At 61.5% G+C, this 18,911-nt stretch carries 18 protein-coding genes; 9 read left to right on the top strand and 9 right to left on the bottom strand.

Annotated features, from left to right (window positions below; all coding sequences use genetic code 11):
- Positions 1-156: 156 nt before the first annotated feature.
- The 3 genes from glnH (at position 157) to glnQ (ending at position 2,368) form a co-directional block, all read left to right on the top strand.
- Positions 157-903 (top strand): glutamine ABC transporter substrate-binding protein GlnH, encoded by a 747-nt coding sequence (gene glnH, locus CBW22_RS07775; protein ID WP_021508422.1) that lies wholly within the window; start codon positions 157-159, stop codon positions 901-903.
- Positions 904-989: 86 nt separating this feature from the next.
- Positions 990-1,649, top strand: a complete 660-nt coding sequence (glnP, locus tag CBW22_RS07770) for a glutamine ABC transporter permease GlnP (protein WP_021508423.1) — start codon at positions 990-992, stop codon at positions 1,647-1,649.
- Positions 1,646-2,368 (top strand): glutamine ABC transporter ATP-binding protein GlnQ, encoded by a 723-nt coding sequence (glnQ, locus tag CBW22_RS07765; RefSeq protein WP_021508424.1) that lies wholly within the window; start codon positions 1,646-1,648, stop codon positions 2,366-2,368. Before glnP ends, glnQ begins: the two co-directional genes overlap by 4 nt.
- A 66-nt stretch (positions 2,369-2,434) precedes the next feature.
- Here the strand turns inward: glnQ and rlmF are convergent, their stop codons facing one another.
- Positions 2,435-3,361: a 23S rRNA (adenine(1618)-N(6))-methyltransferase RlmF gene (gene rlmF / locus CBW22_RS07760; protein ID WP_088516390.1), complete on the bottom strand. Its 927-nt coding sequence runs from the start codon at positions 3,359-3,361 to the stop codon at positions 2,435-2,437.
- Between the two features lie 179 nt (positions 3,362-3,540).
- Between rlmF and CBW22_RS07755 the strand changes: the two genes are divergently transcribed.
- Entirely contained in the window at positions 3,541-4,170 is a 630-nt protein-coding gene (locus CBW22_RS07755) for a flavin reductase family protein (protein WP_021508426.1), read from the top strand.
- A 33-nt stretch (positions 4,171-4,203) separates the two neighbouring features.
- On the opposite strand, the gene CBW22_RS07750 is transcribed toward CBW22_RS07755, so the two are convergent.
- The 7 genes from CBW22_RS07750 to hutI all read right to left on the bottom strand — a co-directional run bounded on the left by CBW22_RS07750 (position 4,204) and on the right by hutI (position 11,161).
- Entirely contained in the window at positions 4,204-5,688 is a 1,485-nt protein-coding gene (locus CBW22_RS07750; protein WP_088516389.1) for an HAL/PAL/TAL family ammonia-lyase, read from the bottom strand.
- The gene (locus tag CBW22_RS07745; protein ID WP_021508428.1) at positions 5,685-6,485 is read right to left on the bottom strand and encodes an ABC transporter ATP-binding protein; all 801 of its coding nucleotides are present in this window, start codon (positions 6,483-6,485) and stop codon (positions 5,685-5,687) included. Before CBW22_RS07745 ends, CBW22_RS07750 begins: the two co-directional genes overlap by 4 nt.
- 1 nt (position 6,486) lies before the next feature.
- On the bottom strand, positions 6,487-7,215 hold the full coding sequence (locus tag CBW22_RS07740; RefSeq protein ID WP_058757808.1) for an ABC transporter permease: 729 nt from the start codon (positions 7,213-7,215) through the stop codon (positions 6,487-6,489).
- An 11-nt stretch (positions 7,216-7,226) separates the two neighbouring features.
- A complete protein-coding gene (locus tag CBW22_RS07735; protein ID WP_031279871.1) occupies positions 7,227-7,946 on the bottom strand; it encodes an ABC transporter permease in 720 nt (239 codons plus the stop codon).
- A gap of 12 nt (positions 7,947-7,958) precedes the next feature.
- Positions 7,959-8,810, bottom strand: a complete 852-nt coding sequence (locus CBW22_RS07730; RefSeq protein ID WP_058769505.1) for a transporter substrate-binding domain-containing protein — start codon at positions 8,808-8,810, stop codon at positions 7,959-7,961.
- A 348-nt stretch (positions 8,811-9,158) separates the two neighbouring features.
- Entirely contained in the window at positions 9,159-9,950 is a 792-nt protein-coding gene (gene hutG / locus CBW22_RS07725) for an N-formylglutamate deformylase (RefSeq protein WP_088516388.1), read from the bottom strand.
- Positions 9,947-11,161 (bottom strand): imidazolonepropionase, encoded by a 1,215-nt coding sequence (hutI, locus tag CBW22_RS07720; RefSeq protein ID WP_088516387.1) that lies wholly within the window; start codon positions 11,159-11,161, stop codon positions 9,947-9,949. Before hutI ends, hutG begins: the two co-directional genes overlap by 4 nt.
- Before the next feature lie 84 nt (positions 11,162-11,245).
- On the opposite strand from hutI, the gene CBW22_RS07715 reads away from it, so the two are divergent.
- Entirely contained in the window at positions 11,246-12,601 is a 1,356-nt protein-coding gene (locus tag CBW22_RS07715) for a formimidoylglutamate deiminase (RefSeq protein ID WP_088516386.1), read from the top strand.
- Positions 12,598-13,143, top strand: coding sequence for a HutD/Ves family protein (locus CBW22_RS07710; RefSeq protein WP_088516385.1), 546 nt, complete (start codon positions 12,598-12,600; stop codon positions 13,141-13,143). The genes CBW22_RS07715 and CBW22_RS07710 overlap by 4 nt, the downstream gene beginning before the upstream one ends.
- On the opposite strand, the gene hutC is transcribed toward CBW22_RS07710, so the two are convergent.
- Positions 13,127-13,882, bottom strand: a complete 756-nt coding sequence (gene hutC / locus CBW22_RS07705) for a histidine utilization repressor (RefSeq protein ID WP_021508436.1) — start codon at positions 13,880-13,882, stop codon at positions 13,127-13,129. The two genes, CBW22_RS07710 and hutC, sit on opposite strands and share 17 nt — an antisense overlap.
- Before the next feature lie 319 nt (positions 13,883-14,201).
- On the opposite strand from hutC, the gene hutH reads away from it, so the two are divergent.
- The 3 genes from hutH to CBW22_RS07690 all read left to right on the top strand — a co-directional run bounded on the left by hutH (position 14,202) and on the right by CBW22_RS07690 (position 18,888).
- On the top strand, positions 14,202-15,755 hold the full coding sequence (hutH, locus tag CBW22_RS07700) for a histidine ammonia-lyase (RefSeq protein WP_088516384.1): 1,554 nt from the start codon (positions 14,202-14,204) through the stop codon (positions 15,753-15,755).
- Between the two features lie 10 nt (positions 15,756-15,765).
- On the top strand, positions 15,766-17,451 hold the full coding sequence (hutU, locus tag CBW22_RS07695; RefSeq protein ID WP_058757813.1) for a urocanate hydratase: 1,686 nt from the start codon (positions 15,766-15,768) through the stop codon (positions 17,449-17,451).
- 279 nt (positions 17,452-17,730) lie between these two features.
- A complete protein-coding gene (locus tag CBW22_RS07690) occupies positions 17,731-18,888 on the top strand; it encodes a M20 aminoacylase family protein (RefSeq protein WP_088516383.1) in 1,158 nt (385 codons plus the stop codon).
- Positions 18,889-18,911: the final 23 nt, after the last annotated feature.

Below are 18,911 nucleotides of genomic sequence, written 5' to 3'. Positions count from 1 at the left end.
TTCATTCTGGTGCAAACTTTTCCCGGCGTGCAGAATCGTGTCAGCCTGCCCCGGCAATCTGTTGATTTTCGCGTTTGAGAAAAGTTGGCATAATTTTTTCATATGATGAGCCGTACATCAGGCCACCAGGCCTGACGGGTAATAAGGAAAAAAATGATGAAGTCGTTGATTAAAGTCTCCGTGGCCGCGCTGGCGCTGGCCTTCTCGCTTTCCTCCACTGCAGCAGACAAAAAACTGGTGGTCGCTACCGACACCGCCTTCGTTCCGTTTGAATTCAAACAGGGCGACAAGTACGTCGGCTTTGATATCGACCTGTGGGACGCTATCGCTAAACAGCTGAAGCTGGATTACACCCTGAAGCCGATGGATTTCAGCGGCATCATTCCGGCGCTGCAAACCAAAAACGTTGACCTGGCGCTGGCCGGCATCACCATTACCGAAGAACGTAAAAAAGCCATCGAATTCTCTGACGGCTACTACAAAAGCGGCCTGCTGGTGATGGTGCGTAACAACGAAAACGACATCAAAGGCATCGACGATCTGAACGGTAAAGTGGTCGCAGTGAAAAGCGGCACTGGTTCGGTGGATTACGCCAAAGCGCATATCAAAACCAAAGATCTGCGCCAGTTCCCGAACATCGATAACGCGTACATGGAGTTAGGCACTAACCGTGCTGACGCCGTGCTGCACGACACGCCAAACATCCTGTACTTCATCCACACCGCTGGCAAAGGCCGTTTCAAAGCCGTCGGTGACTCCATCGAAGCGCAGCAGTATGGCATCGCTTTCCCGAAAGGCAGCGACGACCTGCGTGAGAAAGTGAATGGCGCACTGAAAACCCTGCACGACAACGGTACCTACAACACTATCTATAAAAAATGGTTCGGCAGCGAACCTAAATAATTCAGGCCTGACGCCTTTTTATCAGCAGGGAGCTTTGTTCTCCCTGCTTTTTACATTTCCACTGCAACAGATTCTGGAGTCACACCATGGAGTTTGACTGGAGCGTCATCTGGCCCGCCTTACCGATCCTGATCGAAGGCGCCAAAATGACCCTGCTTATCTCGATCCTCGGCCTGATTGGCGGCCTGGTTATCGGCCTCGTAGCCGGTTTCGCCCGCGCCTACGGCGGCTGGATCACCAACAACATCGCGTTAGTGTTCATTGAACTGATTCGCGGCACGCCGATCGTGGTGCAGGTGATGTTCATCTACTTCGCCCTGCCGATGGCCTTCCCGGACCTGCGCATCGACCCGTTCACCGCCGCCGTCGTGACCATCATGATCAACTCCGGTGCCTACATTGCGGAGATTACCCGCGGTGCGGTGCTGTCGATCAACAAAGGTTTCCGTGAAGCCGGCCTGGCGCTTGGCCTGTCGCGCCGCGAAACGCTGCGCTACGTAATCATGCCGCTGGCGCTGCGCCGCATGCTGCCGCCGCTGGGTAACCAGTGGATCGTCAGCATCAAAGATACCTCGCTGTTCATCGTGATTGGCGTGGCGGAACTGACCCGTCAGGGCCAGGAGATCATCGCCGGTAACTTCCGCGCGCTGGAGATCTGGAGCGCCGTTGCCATCATTTACCTGGTTATTACGCTGGTGTTGAGCTTTGTGCTGCGCCGTATTGAGAAAAGGGTGAAAATCCTGTGATTGAATTTAAAAACGTCTCGAAAAACTTCGGCCAGACTCAGGTACTGCACGACATCAACCTGAAAATTAATCAGGGTGAAGTGGTGGTAATCATCGGGCCGTCCGGCTCCGGTAAATCTACCCTGCTGCGCTGCATCAACAAGCTGGAAGAGATCAGCAGTGGCGAACTGATTGTCGATGGCATGAAGGTTAACGATCCGAAAGTGGATGAACGCCTGATCCGTCAGGAAGCCGGTATGGTGTTCCAGCAGTTCCATCTGTTCCCGCAGATGAGCGCGCTGGACAACGTGGCCTTTGGTCCGATCCGCGTGCGCGGGGCGAAGAAAGACGCCGCACACAAACTGGCACGTGAGCTGCTGGGCAAGGTCGGCCTCGCCGAGCGCGCCCACCACTTCCCTTCTGAGCTGTCCGGCGGCCAGCAGCAGCGCGTGGCGATTGCTCGTGCGCTGGCGGTGAAGCCGAAGATGATGCTGTTCGATGAGCCTACCTCGGCACTCGATCCCGAGCTGCGTCACGAAGTGCTGAAAGTGATGCAGGATCTGGCGGAAGAAGGCATGACCATGGTGATCGTGACCCATGAAGTGGGCTTCGCACAGAAAGTGGCGTCGCGCCTGATCTTTATCGACAAAGGTACCATCGCGGAAGATGGCAATCCGGACGATCTGATCACTAACCCGCCGAGCGACCGTCTGCGTGAGTTCCTGCAGCACGTCTCTTAATACGGCGTAAAAACAACAAAGCCGCTGCGGATCCCCGTAGCGGCTTTTTTTTTACCTGAGCAGCGCTTAGCGTGCCAGCCGCTGCGCGCGCGTGGCGGGCGGTAAAAATGTCCAGGCGATAAAGCGGCTCTGCTTCTGGCCCTGCGCCATGTCGACGATGCGTACCTGATAAGCGTCGTGCGCCTTCAGCCGGTCGCGCAGCTCGGGCAGATGCTCTTTGCGCGACACCAGCGAGGTAAACCAGACGATGCGATCGCCTAATGCGACGCTTTCATCGATCATCCGGCCGATAAGCGCACGCTCACCGCCGTCGCACCACAGCTCGTTATGCTGACCGCCGAAGTTAAGCGGTGCCTGCCTGCTCAGGCCGAGATTGCGCACTTTACGCTGGCTGCCGGCCGCCGCATCGGCCGCCGAGGCGTGGAACGGCGGATTACACAGTACCGCGTGATAGCGTTCATTCTTGTGCACCACGCCAGCAAAAATCGCGCTCTCGTGCTTCTGACGGCGCAGGCGAATGGCGCGCTGCAGGCCGGGATTACTGGCCACAATCTGACTGGCGGCGTTAACGGCGTCCGCGCTGATGTCGGTGCCGGTAAAGCGCCAGCCATACTCCGCGTGACCGATCAGCGGATAGATGCAGTTGGCGCCGCAGCCAATATCCATCACGTCGAGATCGCGCGGCAGCACGCCACCGTTATCGCTGGCCAGCAGATCCGCCAGCGCATGGATATAGTCAGCGCGGCCTGGTACTGGCGGCGTCAGATAGCCTTCCGGCAGCTGCCAGTTCAGGTTATAAAACAGTTTCAGCAGCGCCTGGTTCAGCAGCAGCACCGCGTGCGGATCGGCGAAATCAACCGACAGCTCACCGTAACCGTTGGGGCGCACTTTGTCCGCCAGCGGCGGATGCGCGGCAGTCAGGGCAGCAAAATCATAACGGCCCTGATGGCGGTTACGCGGATGAAAGAGCGCGGTAGCGGCAGGCTTGTTCATAGATTCTCCGGACATTAATGCGCGCGTAAGATACGCTGGATGACGGCAGCGCACAATCCGCCAGGAAAATTTAGTGCAACGAATTTAAATCTATTCTCCCTAAAACTGCATCCGCAATACTGCGTCCAGCCGCCAGCGCCGCCGGAACACGCAGTATAAAGGACGAATCAGGAGCGCAAATGCGTCAACGTTACACTTATCAGCCACGCAGTGGACACGGTCTGCCTCACGATCCGCTCAACGCCATCGTCGGCCCGCGCCCGATTGGCTGGGTCAGCTCGCAAAGCGCCAGCGGCCAGCGCAATCTGGCGCCCTATAGTTTCTTTAACTGTTTTAACTACCATCCGCCAATCATTGGTTTTGCCAGCAGCGGCTGGAAAGACAGCGTGCAGAATATCAGTGAAACCGGCGAGTTCGTCTGGAACCTGGCGACGCGTCCGCTGGCAGAAGCCATGAATGAGAGCTCCGCCTCGGTACCGCCCGATCACGACGAGTTTGCCCTCGCCGGCCTGACGCCGCTGGCCGCTTCCCACGTTAACGTCAGCATGGTAGCGGAGAGCCCGGTCAACTTTGAGTGTCGCCTGACGCAGCTGATTCGCCTGCAGGATGCACAGGGAGGCGAGCTGGAGAGCTGGCTGGTACTAGGCGAAGCGGTGGCGATTCATATCGATGAAGCGCTGCTGGAGAACGGCATCTACCAGACCGCCAAAGCGCAGCCGATTCTGCGCGCCGGCGGTCCTTCCGCCTATTACGCGATCAGCGAAGATCAGCGTTTTGATCTGGTGCGCCCGGACGCGCGCCGCGGTTAAATCTGGACACTGGCGGCGCGTCACCTCGCGCCGCTAGCAGGCCAGCGTCTGTAACACCTTCACCGCCCGGGCTATCTCCGGTGCCAGCCAGCGATCCTCCTGCCAGGTGGCAACCTCAGCGCGCAGCGCGCGTAGCGCCCGGCCCGTGCCGCGGGCCAGCTGCGCCTCACCGTGAAAATCCAGCGCCTGCGCCGCCAGCAGGTACTCAATCGCCAGCACCTGCCAGAGGTTATTCAGCAGTCTGATCAGCTTGAGCGCCGCGCCGGTACCGAGGCTGAGGTGATCCTCCTGCAGTCCCGAGGTGACGTAATTGTCCAGCACCGCCGGCTGCGCCAGCTGACGATTCTCCGCGCACAGGGAAGCCGCCACGTATTGCGCGATCATCATCCCGGAGTTGACGCCCGGCTGCGCCACCAGAAACGGCGGCAGCCCGCTGACCAGCGGATTGACCAGCCGGTCCAGCCGGCGCTCGGCTATGCTGCCGATCTCCGCCATGGCAATCGCCAGCAGATCGGCCGCCATGGCGACCGATTCACCGTGCGGATTGGCCTGTGACACCACGCGCCAGTCGTCCGGCGTGCCCAGCACCAGCGGATTATCGGTGCAGGCATTCAGCTCGATCTCAACCTGACGCGCCGCGTGGGCGAACTGATCGCGGCTGGCGCCGTGCACCTGCGGCATCGAACGCAGGCTGAGTGCATCCTGGGTGCGTATGCCACAGCTCGCCGCCAGCAGCGGGCTGTCGCTCAGCAGCGCACGCAGACGCTGGCCGCTGTGCTGCATGCCGGGGCTGGCTTTCAGCGCAATCACCTCGGCATCAAACGCCGCCAGCTGACCGCGCAGCGCTTCGAAGCTCATCGCGCCGGTGACATCCGCGCAATCCAGCAGCCGCGCCGCATCGTCCAGCGCCAGACAGCTCAGCCCGGTCATGCACGGCGTACCGTTGACCAGGCTCAGGCCCTCTTTGGCACCGGGGCGATACGGCTGTAAACCGGCCAGCCGCAGCGCCTGCTCCGCCGGCATCACCTGTTGCTGGTACTCAACGTCGCCCACGCCAATCAGCGCCAGCCCGATATGCGCCATGTGGGTGAGATAACCGACCGAACCCTGCGACGGCACCTGCGGCGTGATCTGCTGATTGAGCAGCGCCAGCAGATGCTGCACCAGCGCCACCGAAACGCCGGATTTGCCGTGGCTGTAGTTGGCGATGGCCGCACACAGAATGGCGCGCGTCTGCTCGCGCGTCAGCAGCGGACCGACGCCGCAGGCGTGGCTCAGCAACGTATTGCGTGACAGCTGACTGAGCTGGTCTTCCGGCAGCGTGATGTTACACAGCGCCCCCAGCCCGGTGTTGATGCCATAGGCAATCTGGCCGCTGGCAACGATCTGTTCGACGATCTCGCGACCGCGCGCAATGCGCTGCCAGGCGGCGGCGCTCAGCGTCAGTTCGGCGTTATGTCGCGCTACCTGTACCAGCGCCTGCCAGGTCAGCGGCGCATCGCCCCAGACGACGGTCATACTGGCTGCTCCGCGTGATGGCTCTGATGGCTGGAGATAAACTGCTTAAAGCGCGATGAACCGCTGGCGCCAAACATCGCTTCCGGCGTGCCCTCGCAATCAATGTTGCCCTGATGCATAAACACCACGCGATTAGAGACGTTGCGCGCGAAGCCCATCTCGTGCGTCACCACCAGCATGGTGCGCCCCTCTTCCGCCAGGCTGCGCATCACTTTGAGCACCTCGCCGACCAGTTCCGGGTCGAGCGCCGAGGTTGGCTCATCAAACAGCATCACTTCCGGATCCATCGCCAGCGCGCGGGCAATTGCCACACGCTGCTGCTGGCCGCCGGAGAGCTGCGCCGGATAAAAATCCTTGCGGTTAAGCAGCCCGACGCGATCCAGCAACTGCTCTGCCTGGGCGATACAACTCTTTTTATCGCGCTTCAGCACATAGTGCGGACCTTCAATCACGTTCTGCAGCACCGTCATGTGCGACCACAGATTGAAGCTTTGAAACACCATGCCCAGCCGCGAGCGCAGGCGTTCAATCTGCTTAGGATTCGCCGCCAGCTGATGGCCGCGCGCGTGGCGCTTCATTTCAATGGTTTCGCCGCCGACGCTCACCACGCCGGCATCCGGCGTTTCCAGCAGATTGATGCAGCGCAGCAAGGTACTTTTGCCCGAGCCGCTGGCACCGAGAATTGAAATAACATCGCCCTGATGCGCCTGCAGCGAGATGCCCTTGAGCACCTCCATAGCGCCAAAGGATTTATGGATATCAGTGGCGGATAAGGTGACTGGTGAAGTGGAATGCATATTACTCTCCGGCAAGCGGTTTAACGGCGGGCAGCGGCTTTTTTTCAGCGCGGTGCACCGGGGTCAGACGGCGCTCTAACAGCGCGTACAGCTGGACGATAATAAAGTTGAGAATCAGGTAGATCGCCGCAGCGCAGACAAACACTTCCATAGTGCGATAGGTACGCTGGATGATCTGCTGCGCCACGCCGGTGACATCCCACACCGTGACAAGGCTGGCGAGCGCGGTGGATTTCACCAGCAGAATCGCCTCGGTGGAGTACGCCGGCAGCGCATAGCGCAGCATGATCGGCGCGATGATGCGGCGCAGCAGCAGCCAGCGTGACATGCCGCAGGCCAGCCCGGCTTCGACCTGACCTGCCGGCACCGCCAGCAGCGCACCGCGCAGGATCTCAGCGGTGTAAGCGGCGGTACACAGCGACAGCGCCAGCACCGCGCAGATAAACGGCTCGCGCAGAAACGGCCAGACGAAGCTGTGGCGAATCACGCCAAACTGGCCGAGCCCGTAGTAGATGAGAAACAGCTGAATCAGCAGCGGCGAGCCGCGAAACACCAGAATATAGCCGCGCGCAAAACCGCTCAGCAGTCGCCAGCGGCTCATGCGCAGCGCCAGAATGCCCAGCGCCAGCAGCCCGCCGCAAACAAAGGCGCTGATAAACAGCCCGAGCGTCACCGGCAGCGCCGCGCTCAGCTTAAGAAAAGTGTCGGCAAGAAAAGCGAAGTCGATCATGCTGCTGCTCCTTAGTGCTGTGCCGCAGTGCGACTTTGCCATGCGCGGCCGAGGCGCGATTCCGCGCGGCGAAACGCATGGTTCGACAGCAGTGTCAGCAGCAGATAGCAGCCACCGCCAATCAGGTAAAAGGTGAAGTAATCGCGCGTTGACCCGGCCGCCACCTGACTGGCGCGCATCAGCTCGACGATGCCGGTCACTGACACCAGCGCCGAATCTTTCAGGCTCATCTGCCAGACGTTGGACATCCCCGGCAGCGCGTAGCGCACAATCTGCGGGACGAGGATGCGCTGGGCGATACGCCAGCGCGGCATCCCGATGGCTACCGCCGCTTCGACTTCGCCCTTCGCCAGCGCCAGGCGCGCAGCGCGATACACTTCACCCTGATAGGATCCGGAGATGAGCCCGATAGCCAGCGCGCCAATCAGAAACGGCGGTGCTTCAATAAAGCCGTCAGCACCAAACAGCTGGCCGACCAGCGTGATCAACCCCGATCCACCGAAGTAGAACAGGTAGATCACCAGCAGTTCCGGGATGCCGCGAAACACCACCGAATAGCTTTCACCCAGCCAGCGCAGCCAGCGCTGGTGCGAGAGTTTCGCCGCCGCCACGCCGGAACCGACCACGGCGCCAATCATCAGCGCCGCCAGCGACAGCAGCAGCGTGGTACCGGCGGCGCTCAGAATCAGGCGACCCCAGCCATCTGCACCAAAACTCAGCAGGCTCATCATCTTTCACCTCACTTACGGCGTTACGTCAGTTTTAAACCACTTCTCGCTCAGCTTTTTCACCGTGCCGTCCGCCAGCGCAGCGTGAATGGCGGCATCGAGTTTGGCCTTCAGATCGTTATCAGCCATGCGCACGCCCATCGCTTCGCCTTCCCCCCAGATCGGACCGCCCAGCTGCGGGCCGCTGAACGTCAGGTTGCTGTTCTCTTTACGCGCCAGCATCGACTGCGCGAAGGTCACGTCATCAAACACCGCATCAATGCGGCCCGCCTGCAGATCGAGAATCGCATCCGCCGAAGCGGTGTATTCGCGCACGTCGGCCACGTCTTTGAAGTATTTATCGATAAACGGCGTATACACGGTGCCGGAGGCAATGCCGATGGTTTTGCCCTTGAGCGCCGCCTTCAGCGGGGCGATGGCCGCATTGATGGCAGCCTCGTCGTCGTGCAGTTTGATGATGTTCTTATCGGCCGGCAGCAGCGGGTTATCTTTGCTGGTGATGAAGGTCGCCGGCGTTGACGCGTACGGCGTGGTGAAGTTGACCACTTTTTTCCGGTCCGGCGTAATCACAATCGCATCCATGATGACGTCATATTTCCCGGCGTTCAGTCCGGCAATCATCCCGTCCCAGTTCTGCACCACCAGCTTGCACTGAATGCTCATGCGCTTGCACAGATCTTCCATCAGTTCAGGTTCGAAGCCGCCCAGCTTGCCGCCCGGCAGCGTCAGGTTCCACGGCTCATAGCTGCCTTCAGTGGCGATGGTGATGGATTTCCACTCTTTAGCCTCGGCAGCCACGCCGGCCAGCATCAGGCTGGCAAACAGCGTGGTAAGGCAAAAACGGCGAAACGGGGCACGGTGTGTCATACGTCTTCTCCTGGTGGTTAACAAATCTGGCTGTCTCTGTTGGCTGATACAGCGCAAATGACATTTCATGTATATACAAGTTAGCTTGCGGCAGATCATTGTTGGCATAAGCTTTTTGTGAGCCAGCCAGAATAAATAGTCATCATTGCCGCGCGGTCTTTACTTGTACATACAAGCTAGCAAGGGCTGTGCCAGATCGGCAAAGACGGTAAACGGAGGGGATCGGCGTCAGACGAAACGCGTCGTGCACACTTTCAGGGCAGGGGTTGCACAGCATTGGGGAGTGAGGCAGCGGATGTACATCCGCCAAATGAGAAACGGGGTCACCGTGATGGCGACCCGCATCAATTAAACGGCTTTCCCCGCCTGCAGAAACGCCTGTAGCAGCGGCTTCAGCACGTGCTGCAACCGCGTGGCGCGATCCTGCTGCCAGGCAAACGGCGGCGCCTCATCCATGTAATTCAGCTGCGCCAGCTCCAGCTGCACCGCCTGCACGCCCTGCGCTGGCTGGCCGTAAGCGCGCGTGATGTAGCCGCCTTTGAAGCGTCCGTTCACCACCCAGCTGTAGTCGCTTTGCGCGGCGCACACCTGCTCAATCGCCGCGATGCTGGCCGCCGAACAGCTGGCGCCATCGTTGGTGCCGATGTTCAGGTCCGGCAGCTGGCCGTCGAACAGGCGCGGAATCACCGAAGCGATGGAGTGCGCATCAAACAGCAGCGCATAGCCATGTTCGGCTTTCAGCCGCGCCAGCTCCTGCTGAATCTGCTGATGATAGGGTTGCCAGATAGTCTCCAGATAGCGCTGACGCGCCGCGCTGTCCGGCGTCATGCCGGGTTTGAAGGTTGGCGTGCCATCAAACAGCGTCTCCGGATAGAGCCCGGTGGTGGCCGTGCTGTACATCGGCTGATTGTCCGGCGGACGGTTGAGATCGATCACGAAGCGCGAGTAGTGTCCGATCAGCACGCTGGCACCGAGGTCGCGCACAAAGTCGTACAGCAGCGGAATATGCCAGTCGGTATCCGGCAGGCCGCGCGCGGCCTCGCTCAGCCCGGCGTCAACCTCCGGCGTCAGTTGGGTACCGGCATGCGGAATACTGACCAGCAGCGGCAGCTTACCGGCGGTGAAATGAAAAGGGGTCATTGCGCTTCTCCACGATAGATAACCTGGCACGGCAGTTCGCCGCCCAGCCAGTAAACCAGCTCAGCCGGGCGAGCCAGCGGCCAGTGGACAAAATTGGCTACTTTGCCTGGCTCCAGCGAGCCGTGCGTGGCCTGCAGGCCAAGCGCCTTTGCGCCCCACAGCGTGACGCCGGCCAGCGCTTCCTCCGGCGTCAGGCCAAACAGCGTACAGCCCATGTTCAGCATCAGCCGCAGCGACAGCGCCGGTGACGTGCCCGGATTGGCATCGCTGGCCAGCGCCATTGGCACGCCGTGCTGGCGGAACAGTTCGACCGGCGGACGCTGCGTCTCGCGCAGCAGATAGAACGCTCCGGGCAGCAGTACCGCCACCGTGCCATGCTCCGCCATCGCGCGCGCATCCTGTTCGGTGGCATATTCGAGGTGATCGGCAGAGAGCGCGCCATAGCGCGCCGCCAGTGCGGCCCCGCCGAGTGCCGACAGCTGTTCAGCGTGCAGCTTCACCGGCAGGCCGAGCGCTTTGGCGGCATCAAATACCGCGCTCACCTGCTGCGGTGACAGCGCCAGGTGTTCGCAAAACGCGTCGACCGCATCCGCCAGCCCCTCCGCTTTCACCCGCGGTAACAGGTGCTGACAGATAATATCGATCCAGCCCTGCGGGTTATCCCTGAACTCTGGCGGGAAGCCGTGCGCCGCCAGGCAGGTGGCCTGCACATCGGCAGGCACCGACTGCGCCAGCTCGCGGATAGCGCGCAGCAGAGTGAGCTCGCTCTCTTCGTCCAGCCCGTAGCCGGATTTAATTTCCACCGTGGTAACGCCTTCGGCCAGCAGGCGATCGAGCCGCCAGCGCGCCGACGCCACCAGCTGCTGCTGGCTGGCCGCGCGCGTGGCGCGCACCGTCGACAGGATGCCGCCGCCCTGCGCGGCGATCTCCGCATAGCTCACGCCGTTGAGCCGCTGTTCGAACTCCTGGCTGCGATCGCCGCCAAACACCAGATGCGTGTGGCAATCCACCAGACCGGGCGTAATGATGCCGCCGTCAAACTGCTGCTGCCGGCGCGGGGCAAAGTCCGGTAATGCGCTGCGCGGGCCGACCCACACCAGCTCGCCGTTATCCACCGCCACGGCGCCATCCTCAATCAGGTTATAGCGACCGTCACGCATGGTGACCACATCGGCCCCCAGCCACAGGCTGTCGATCTGTTTACTTGCCATCCCACTCCCCTTTTGTCTGGCGATTTACACTGCGCCTCAAAGTATGTATATGTATATACAACTTTCCGCCATTGAGGATCAACCATGGCAGTTTATTTTGCCCCACGCGCACGGCTGGCCGACGGCTGGCAGGAAAACGTGCTGATCGCGACCGACGATCAGGGATTTATTCGCGCCCTTACCGCCAACAGTACGCCCGGTGACGCCGTGCGCCTGGCCGGCCCGGTGATTCCGGCGATGGCCAACCTGCATTCCCATGCCTTCCAGCGCGCCATGGCCGGGCTGGCGGAAGTGGCAGGCGATCCGCAGGACAGCTTCTGGACGTGGCGCGATCTGATGTACCGCATGGTGCAGCGCCTGTCGCCTGAGCAGGTCGGTGCCATCGCCACCCATCTCTACATAGATATGCTTAAGGGCGGCTACAGCCAGGTGGCGGAATTTCACTATCTGCATCACGATCCGCACGGCCAGCCGTATGCCGACGATGCGATGCTGCAACAGCTGATGCAGGCAGCGCACACCGCCGGTATCGGCCAGACGCTGCTGCCGGTGCTGTACAGCTACAGCGGCTTCGGTGCGCAGCCGGCCAGCGCCGGTCAGCGACGCTTCATTCAGCACACCGATGCCTATCTGCAGCAGCAGCAGCGCGTCGCGCAGTGGAGCGCGCAGCAGCCGCTGATCAACCACGGCCTGTGTTTCCACTCGCTGCGCGCGGTGAGCGAAGCCCAGATGCATGAGGTGCTGGCCGCCAGCGCTGCGCATCTGCCGGTACACATTCACGTTGCCGAGCAGGAAAAAGAGGTTAATGACAGTCTGGCATGGAGCGGCGAACGGCCGGTGGCGTGGCTGTATAATCGCTTTGCCGTTGATGCGCGCTGGTGTCTGATTCACGCCACCCATCTCGATCAGCAGGAGATCGCGCGCATGGCGGACAGCGGCGCGATTGCCGGGCTGTGTCCCACCACCGAAGCCAATCTCGGCGACGGCATCTTCCCGGCGGTGGAGTATATCGGGCGCGGCGGGCGCTGGGGCGTTGGCTCCGACAGCCACGTTTCGCTCAGTGCGCTCGAGGAGCTGCGCTGGCTGGAGTATGGCCAGCGGCTGCGCGATCGTCGCCGCAACCGCATCACGCTAACCGATCAACCCTCGGTCGGCGATCTGCTGTGGCAGCAGGCGGCGCAGGGCGGCGCGCAGGCCTGTGGCATTGCCAGCGGTGAGCTGGCGGTGGGCAAACGCGCCGACTGGCTGGTGCTGGAGGAGGATGCGCTGCTGGCCAGCGTCAGCTCCGCCGCGCTGATCAATCGCTGGCTTTTTGCCGGCAGCAGCCAGCAGATTCGTGACGTGTTTGTTGCCGGACAGCCGGTGATTCAGCAAGGCCACCACGCGGCGGAAGAAGCGGCCGCCGCTGGCTTTGCCCGGGCGATGCGGGCGCTGCAATGAACGCGCGCTTTGACTACGCGCAGCTGCCGGTCAGCCGCTGGCGCAATGGCGGCGGGGAGACGCGCGAAATTATCAGCTATCCGCCGGGCGCAGCAGAGTTCCAGTGGCGCGCCAGCATCGCCACCATCGACGCCGACGGGCCGTTCTCGCCCTTCCCCGGCGTCGATCGGGTGATCACTTTACTGCACGGCGATAGCGTGCTGCTGCGCTGTGAACAGGCCGAACAGACGTTGCTGCCCCATCAGCCGTGGGCCTTTCCCGGCGAATGGGCGATAGAGGCGCAGGTCAGCGGCAGCTGTCAGGACTTCAACATCATGACGCGGCGCGACAGCTGGCGCGCGGCGGTAAGCGTGGAGCAGCAGACGGTCAGCAGCCTGCATGGCGTGGCGTATGTGCTGGCCGGTACATGGCGCAGCAGTGCGGGCGAGACGCTGCAGGCGCAGCAGGGAATGTGGTGGCTGCAGGAGCAGGAGCAGCAGCAGCTGGTGCCGCAAACGGCAGAGGCCAGCCTGCTGTTTATCGCGCTTAGCCGTGTCCCCTGAAGCGGCCCAGCAATTTGTAGCGTGAGCCTGGATAGAGCAGGCGCGCATAGGTGACGATTTTGTTGTCGCTCCACGTCTGGCGACGGATAAGCAGGCACGGCTCGTGCTCGTCCAGCGCCAGATGCTTACGCTGGCGCAAATCCGGCAGTACCGCTTCAACGATATGCTCACCGGCGGTCAGCGGGGCGACGCGCATCAGATAGGTGTACGGCGTCAGGCTGTGATAATCCTGGCTGAGGTAGTCAGGCGCGACCAGCGGATTGACCAGACGATCTTCCAGCTGCACCGGCAGCTCATTTTCGTAGTGCACGATCAGCGAATGATACAGCGTCTGGCCGGTGGAGAGTCCCAGCACCGCCGCCTGTTCCGGATCGGCCTTCATCTGACCTATCGAGAGAATTTTGCAGCTGTGCGTGTGGCCGCGCTGGGCAATTTCATCGGCGATGTTATGCACTTCCAGCATTGCGGTGTAGCCCTTCATCTCCGCGACAAAGGTCCCTACGCCCTGCATGCGCACCAGAAACCCTTCGCTGGTGAGTTCGCGCAGCGCGCGGTTGATGGTCATGCGGCTGACGCCCAGTTCATTGACCAGCTCGCTCTCCGACGGCACCCGCTGATTGGCTTTCCAGTGACCTTCGCGGATCTGGCTGACGATTGCCTGCTTAACGCGCTGGTAAATGGGCGCGGGTTCATCCCCCATCGCTGCCGCCAGCTGTGCGATTGCCGTTTGCTCCGCCATTTCCTGTTCCTTTTCCAAATGATGTGTGAAGTTTACTGTCTCGCCGCCTAAATGTATATACATCCAATGGTGCATAGCCTGCCTGCGTGGTGCAGCTGCCGCCCGCTTTTGGTGCAGCGCACCAGGCTGAAGGTTGCCGCACCCGCATTGCGGCGCGTTTCACAGAATACGATCAATCTGGCACAGCGCTTGCTACTTGTATAGACAAGATTAGACACTTATGCTTCACTCACAACACTTATAGCGCCTCTGGCGGATGCCATCGCATCTTGCGCTCCGCCACAACGTGGCAGATCACTTGTATAGACAGGAGTAGACTATGTCAGGTTCGGTTCAGGCAATTCGCCTCGTTCCCGGTGAAGTGGACCTCGCCACCTTACGCCGTATTTATCAGGATAAGGTGACCCTGCAGCTGGCAGAGGAAGCGCGGGCGGATATTGACCGCGCCCGTGAAACCGTCGAGGCCATCGTCGCCTCCGGCAAGGTGGTGTACGGCATCAACACCGGCTTCGGCAAGCTGGCGCAAACGCAGATCCCCGCCGAACGCCTGGCGGAACTGCAGCGTAACCTGGTGCTGTCACACAGCGTCGGCCTCGGCGATCTGCTGCCGGACAACGTCACCCGCCTGGTAGTCGCCAGCAAAATCATCAGCCTGGCACGCGGCCACTCGGGCATCCGCATGGAACTGATTGACGCGCTGCTGGCGCTGTTCAACGCCGGCGTGATGCCGTGCATCCCGGCGAAGGGATCGGTTGGCGCGTCCGGCGATCTGGCGCCGCTGGCGCACCTCTCCCTGATGCTGCTCGGTGAAGGCCAGGTACGCATTGACGGCCAGCTGGTGCCCGCCAGCGAAGGCCTGGCCCGCGTCGGCCTGCAGCCGATTGTGCTGGGGCCAAAAGAGGGTCTGGCGTTGCTCAACGGCACCCAGGTCTCTACCGCGCTGGCGCTGCGTGGGCTGTTTGAAGCCGAAAATCTGTTTGCCGCCGGGCTGATGGCCGGCGCGCTGTCGCTGGAAGCAATTAAAGGCTCGGTTAAACCGTTTGATGCGCGCATCCATCAGGCGCGCGGCCAGCACGGGCAGATTGCCGTCGCCGCTGCGGTAGCGACGCTGCTCGAAGGCAGCGAAATTCTCAGTTCGCACAGCAACTGCGGACGCGTGCAGGATCCCTACTCGATCCGCTGCGTACCGCAGGTGATGGGCGCCTGTCTCGATAACCTCAGCCACGCCGCGCGCGTGCTGCAGATTGAAGCCAACGCCGCTTCTGACAACCCGCTGGTCTTCAGCGACAGCGGCGACGTGATCTCCGGCGGTAACTTCCACGCCGAGCCGGTGGCCTTTGCCGCCGACATCATCGCACTGGCGATAGCCGAAGTCGGTGCCATCTCCGAACGCCGCCTGGCGCTGCTGCTCGATACCGGCCTCTCCGGCCTGCCGCCCTTCCTGGTGCGCGACGGCGGTGTGAACTCGGGCTTCATGATTGCGCAGGTTACCGCTGCCGCGCTGGCCTCGGAGAACAAATCGCTGGCGCACCCGGGCAGCGTCGACAGCCTGCCGACCTCAGCCAATCAGGAAGATCACGTATCGATGGCCACCTACGCAGCACGCCGTCTGGGCGAGATGTGCTTCAACACCGCTGCCGTGGTCGGCATTGAAGCGATGGCGGCGGCGCAGGGCATCGACTTCCACCGCCCGCTGCAAAGCTCTGCCGCGGTCGAACAGGAGATGAGCCGCATTCGTGCGCAGGTCGCCTTCCTCGATCAGGACCGTTTACTGGCGCCGGACATTGATGCCATGCGCCTGTGGGCCAGCAGTTACGTCTGGCCTGAAACCCTTACTGCGCTGCTGCCAAGCCAGCGTTCTACTGCTAATTAAGGAACCGATGATGAGCGAAACTTTGACTCAGGCTGTTGCCCGTGAAATCCGTGCGCCGCGCGGTAATGAACTGCACTGCGCCAACTGGCTGATTGAAGCGGCATACCGCATGATTCAGAACAACCTCGATCCTGACGTGGCCGAACGCCCGGAGGATCTGGTGGTGTATGGCGGAATCGGCAAAGCCGCGCGCAACTGGGCGTGCTTTGAGCAGATTCTGCGCTCGCTGCGTGCGCTGCAGCCGGAAGAGACGCTGCTGATTCAGTCCGGCAAGCCGGTCGGTGTGTTCCGCACCCATGCCGATGCGCCGCGCGTACTGCTGGCCAACTCCAACCTGGTGCCGCACTGGGCAACGTGGGATCACTTCCACGAACTGGATAAGGCCGGGCTGATGATGTATGGCCAGATGACCGCCGGTTCATGGATCTATATCGGCGCGCAGGGCATCGTGCAGGGTACCTTTGAAACCTTCGCCGAAGCCGGTCGCCAGCACTACAACAGTGACCTGACCGGCCGCTGGATCCTCACCGCCGGTCTGGGCGGCATGGGCGGCGCGCAGCCGCTGGCGGGCGTGCTGGCCGGTGCCTGCGTGCTGGCGATTGAGTGCCAGGAGTCGCGCATCGATTTCCGTCTGCGCACCCGCTACCTCGACCATAAAGCCTACAGTCTGGATGAGGCGCTGGCGCTGATCAAAGACGCCACCGAAGCCGGCCAGGCGATCTCCGTGGGCCTGCTGGGCAACGCGGCCGAGCTGGTCCCGGAACTGGTGCAGCGCGCGAAAGCGGGTGGCATGAAGCCTGACATCGTGACCGATCAGACCTCCGCGCACGACCCGATCAACGGCTATCTGCCGGTGGGCTGGGACGTGGCACGCTGGGAAGCCGAGCGCGTCAGCAATCCGAAAGCGGTAGAGAAAGCGGCACGCGCCTCCATGGCGCAGCACGTACAGGCGATGCTCGACTTCCACCACATGGGTGTGCCGACCGTGGATTACGGCAACAACATTCGTCAGGTAGCGCTGGATGAAGGGGTGAAAAACGCCTTTGATTTCCCGGGCTTCGTGCCGGCGTATATCCGTCCGCTGTTCTGCGAGGGCAAAGGCCCGTTCCGCTGGGTGGCGCTCTCGGGCGATGCGGAAGATATCTATAAAACCGACGCCAAACTGAAAGAGCTGTTCCCGGAACACAAAAACCTGCACCGCTGGCTGGATATGGCGCAGGAGCGCATCGCCTTCCAGGGCCTGCCGGCGCGTATCTGCTGGCTGGGGCTAGGCGAACGGCATAAAGCCGCGCTGGCATTCAATGAGATGGTGCGCAACGGCGAGCTGAAAGCGCCGATCGTGATTGGTCGTGACCACCTCGACTGCGGCTCGGTAGCGTCACCTAACCGTGAAACCGAGGCGATGAAGGATGGCTCGGATGCGGTGTCGGACTGGCCGCTGCTGAACGCGCTGCTGAACACCGCCGGCGGAGCCACCTGGGTGAGCCTGCACCACGGCGGCGGCGTCGGTATGGGCTTCTCGCAGCATTCCGGGGTGGTGATCGTCTGTGACGGTACGGCTGAAGCGGATGCGCGACTTGGTCGCGTGCTGTGGAACGACCCGGCCACCGGCGTGATGCGTCATGCCGATGCGGGCTACGAGCTGGCGCAGACCTGCGCAGAGCAGCACGGTCTCAATTTGCCGATGCTGAAGTAGTTCCAGGTGCGCATCAATGCGCACCCTACGGGATGTCACCCCGGCTAAACAATAACGTCGTGTTGGCCTGTTAAGCCGTAACATTGTTCCAAAAGAGTGCATTGTGTAGGGTCGGCATTTATGCCGACCTTGCCCCATCCCCTTATGCCAATCCGCTATAGCCTATAGCCAAATTATTCCTTTCCACGATAGACGCCCCCCACGCTTACCACTACAGTGGACACTTAACTTCCCGCGTCGGAGATTGCGCAGCTGACGCTGCTGATGGAGCCTTACCTTATGAGCCTGCCTGCTGTCCTGCTGGAAAACGCCCTCACCTGGCGTCGTCAGTTACATCAACACCCTGAACTGGGTTACCAGGAGCAGCAGACCAGCGAGCTGGTTGCCCAGGTGCTGAACGATGCCGGACTGCAGGTGTTTCGCGGCCTCGCCGGCACTGGCGTGATCGGCACGCTGGAAAACGGTCCCGGTCCGGTCATCGGGCTGCGCGCCGATATGGATGCCCTGCCGATCACCGAAAAAGGCGAGCCGCAGTGGAAATCGAGCCGGCCTGGCGTGATGCACGCCTGCGGTCACGATGGCCACACCGCGATACTGCTGGCCGCAGCCTGTCAGCTGGCCGCCACGCGTAATTTCAAAGGTACGGTACATTTCCTGTTTCAGCCGGCCGAAGAGAATCTCGGTGGTGCGCGCAAAATGGTGGAGGAAGGTCTGTTTCAGCGCTTCCCGATGGATGCCGTGTACGCGATGCACAACTGGCCGGGATTGCCGGTGGGATCGCTGGCGGTAAATCCGGGCGCGATGATGGCATCGCTGGATTCGTTTGAGATTACGCTGCACGGCAAAAGCTGCCATGCGGCGATGCCGGAAAGTGGTGCCGACCCGATGGTGGTCGCCGCCGAGCTGATTCTGGCGCTGCAAACCATCCCGTCGCGCCGCCTGTCACCGCTGGCGTCGGCGGTGGTCAGCGTCACCCAGATTCACGGTGGCGAGGCCATTAACGTCATTCCGGAGCAGATCACGCTGCGCGGTACGGTGCGATGTCTGCAGACCGACGTGCGCAATCGCGTGCGCGGTCTGATTGAAGATTTTGTCACCACCCTGCCGCGCCCGTTTGGCGTCAGCGGCGAGATTCACTGGTATCCCGGCTATCCGGTTACCGCCAACCATGTCGCCCCGGCGGAGCAGGTGCGTGACGTGGCATGCCAGCTGCTGGGTGAACAGCAGGTGCACTGGCAGGTTAACCCGTCGATGGCGTCTGAAGATTTTGCCTGCATGCTGGAAGCCTGTCCCGGCGCCTATTTCTGGCTCGGCGCTGACGGTGCCACGCCTTCAGCCCCGCTGCACAATGCCAACTATGATTTTAACGATGCGCTGCTGCCGATTGGTATTACGTTCTGGCAGCAACTGGTGGAGAGCGTACTGATTAAACGCTGATGGCGCTGCCCAGCAAGCCATTC

It is taken from the genome of Pantoea sp. VS1, assembly GCF_002207995.1.
GTDB classification, from domain to species: domain Bacteria; phylum Pseudomonadota; class Gammaproteobacteria; order Enterobacterales; family Enterobacteriaceae; genus Pantoea; species Pantoea dispersa.
This window is presented reverse-complemented; position numbering and strand designations above follow the sequence as displayed.

Bases quoted from the DNA above. Each gene is read 5' to 3' on its own strand.
- hutI (WP_088516387.1), bottom strand. From the start codon at position 11,161: ATGGCAAGTAAACAGATCGACAGCCTGTGGCTGGGGGCCGATGTGGTC.
- CBW22_RS07740 (WP_058757808.1), bottom strand. From the start codon at position 7,215: ATGATCGACTTCGCTTTTCTTGCCGACACTTTTCTTAAGCTGAGCGCG.
- hutG (WP_088516388.1), bottom strand. From the start codon at position 9,950: ATGACCCCTTTTCATTTCACCGCCGGTAAGCTGCCGCTGCTGGTCAGT.
- hutU (WP_058757813.1), top strand. From the start codon at position 15,766: ATGAGCGAAACTTTGACTCAGGCTGTTGCCCGTGAAATCCGTGCGCCG.
- CBW22_RS07755 (WP_021508426.1), top strand. From the start codon at position 3,541: ATGCGTCAACGTTACACTTATCAGCCACGCAGTGGACACGGTCTGCCT.
- CBW22_RS07750 (WP_088516389.1), bottom strand. From the start codon at position 5,688: ATGACCGTCGTCTGGGGCGATGCGCCGCTGACCTGGCAGGCGCTGGTA.
- CBW22_RS07745 (WP_021508428.1), bottom strand. From the start codon at position 6,485: ATGCATTCCACTTCACCAGTCACCTTATCCGCCACTGATATCCATAAA.
- CBW22_RS07710 (WP_088516385.1), top strand. From the start codon at position 12,598: ATGAACGCGCGCTTTGACTACGCGCAGCTGCCGGTCAGCCGCTGGCGC.
- rlmF (WP_088516390.1), bottom strand. From the start codon at position 3,361: ATGAACAAGCCTGCCGCTACCGCGCTCTTTCATCCGCGTAACCGCCAT.
- glnH (WP_021508422.1), top strand. From the start codon at position 157: ATGAAGTCGTTGATTAAAGTCTCCGTGGCCGCGCTGGCGCTGGCCTTC.
- hutC (WP_021508436.1), bottom strand. From the start codon at position 13,882: ATGGCGGAGCAAACGGCAATCGCACAGCTGGCGGCAGCGATGGGGGAT.
- CBW22_RS07735 (WP_031279871.1), bottom strand. From the start codon at position 7,946: ATGATGAGCCTGCTGAGTTTTGGTGCAGATGGCTGGGGTCGCCTGATT.
- CBW22_RS07730 (WP_058769505.1), bottom strand. From the start codon at position 8,810: ATGACACACCGTGCCCCGTTTCGCCGTTTTTGCCTTACCACGCTGTTT.
- CBW22_RS07690 (WP_088516383.1), top strand. From the start codon at position 17,731: ATGAGCCTGCCTGCTGTCCTGCTGGAAAACGCCCTCACCTGGCGTCGT.
- hutH (WP_088516384.1), top strand. From the start codon at position 14,202: ATGTCAGGTTCGGTTCAGGCAATTCGCCTCGTTCCCGGTGAAGTGGAC.
- CBW22_RS07715 (WP_088516386.1), top strand. From the start codon at position 11,246: ATGGCAGTTTATTTTGCCCCACGCGCACGGCTGGCCGACGGCTGGCAG.
- glnP (WP_021508423.1), top strand. From the start codon at position 990: ATGGAGTTTGACTGGAGCGTCATCTGGCCCGCCTTACCGATCCTGATC.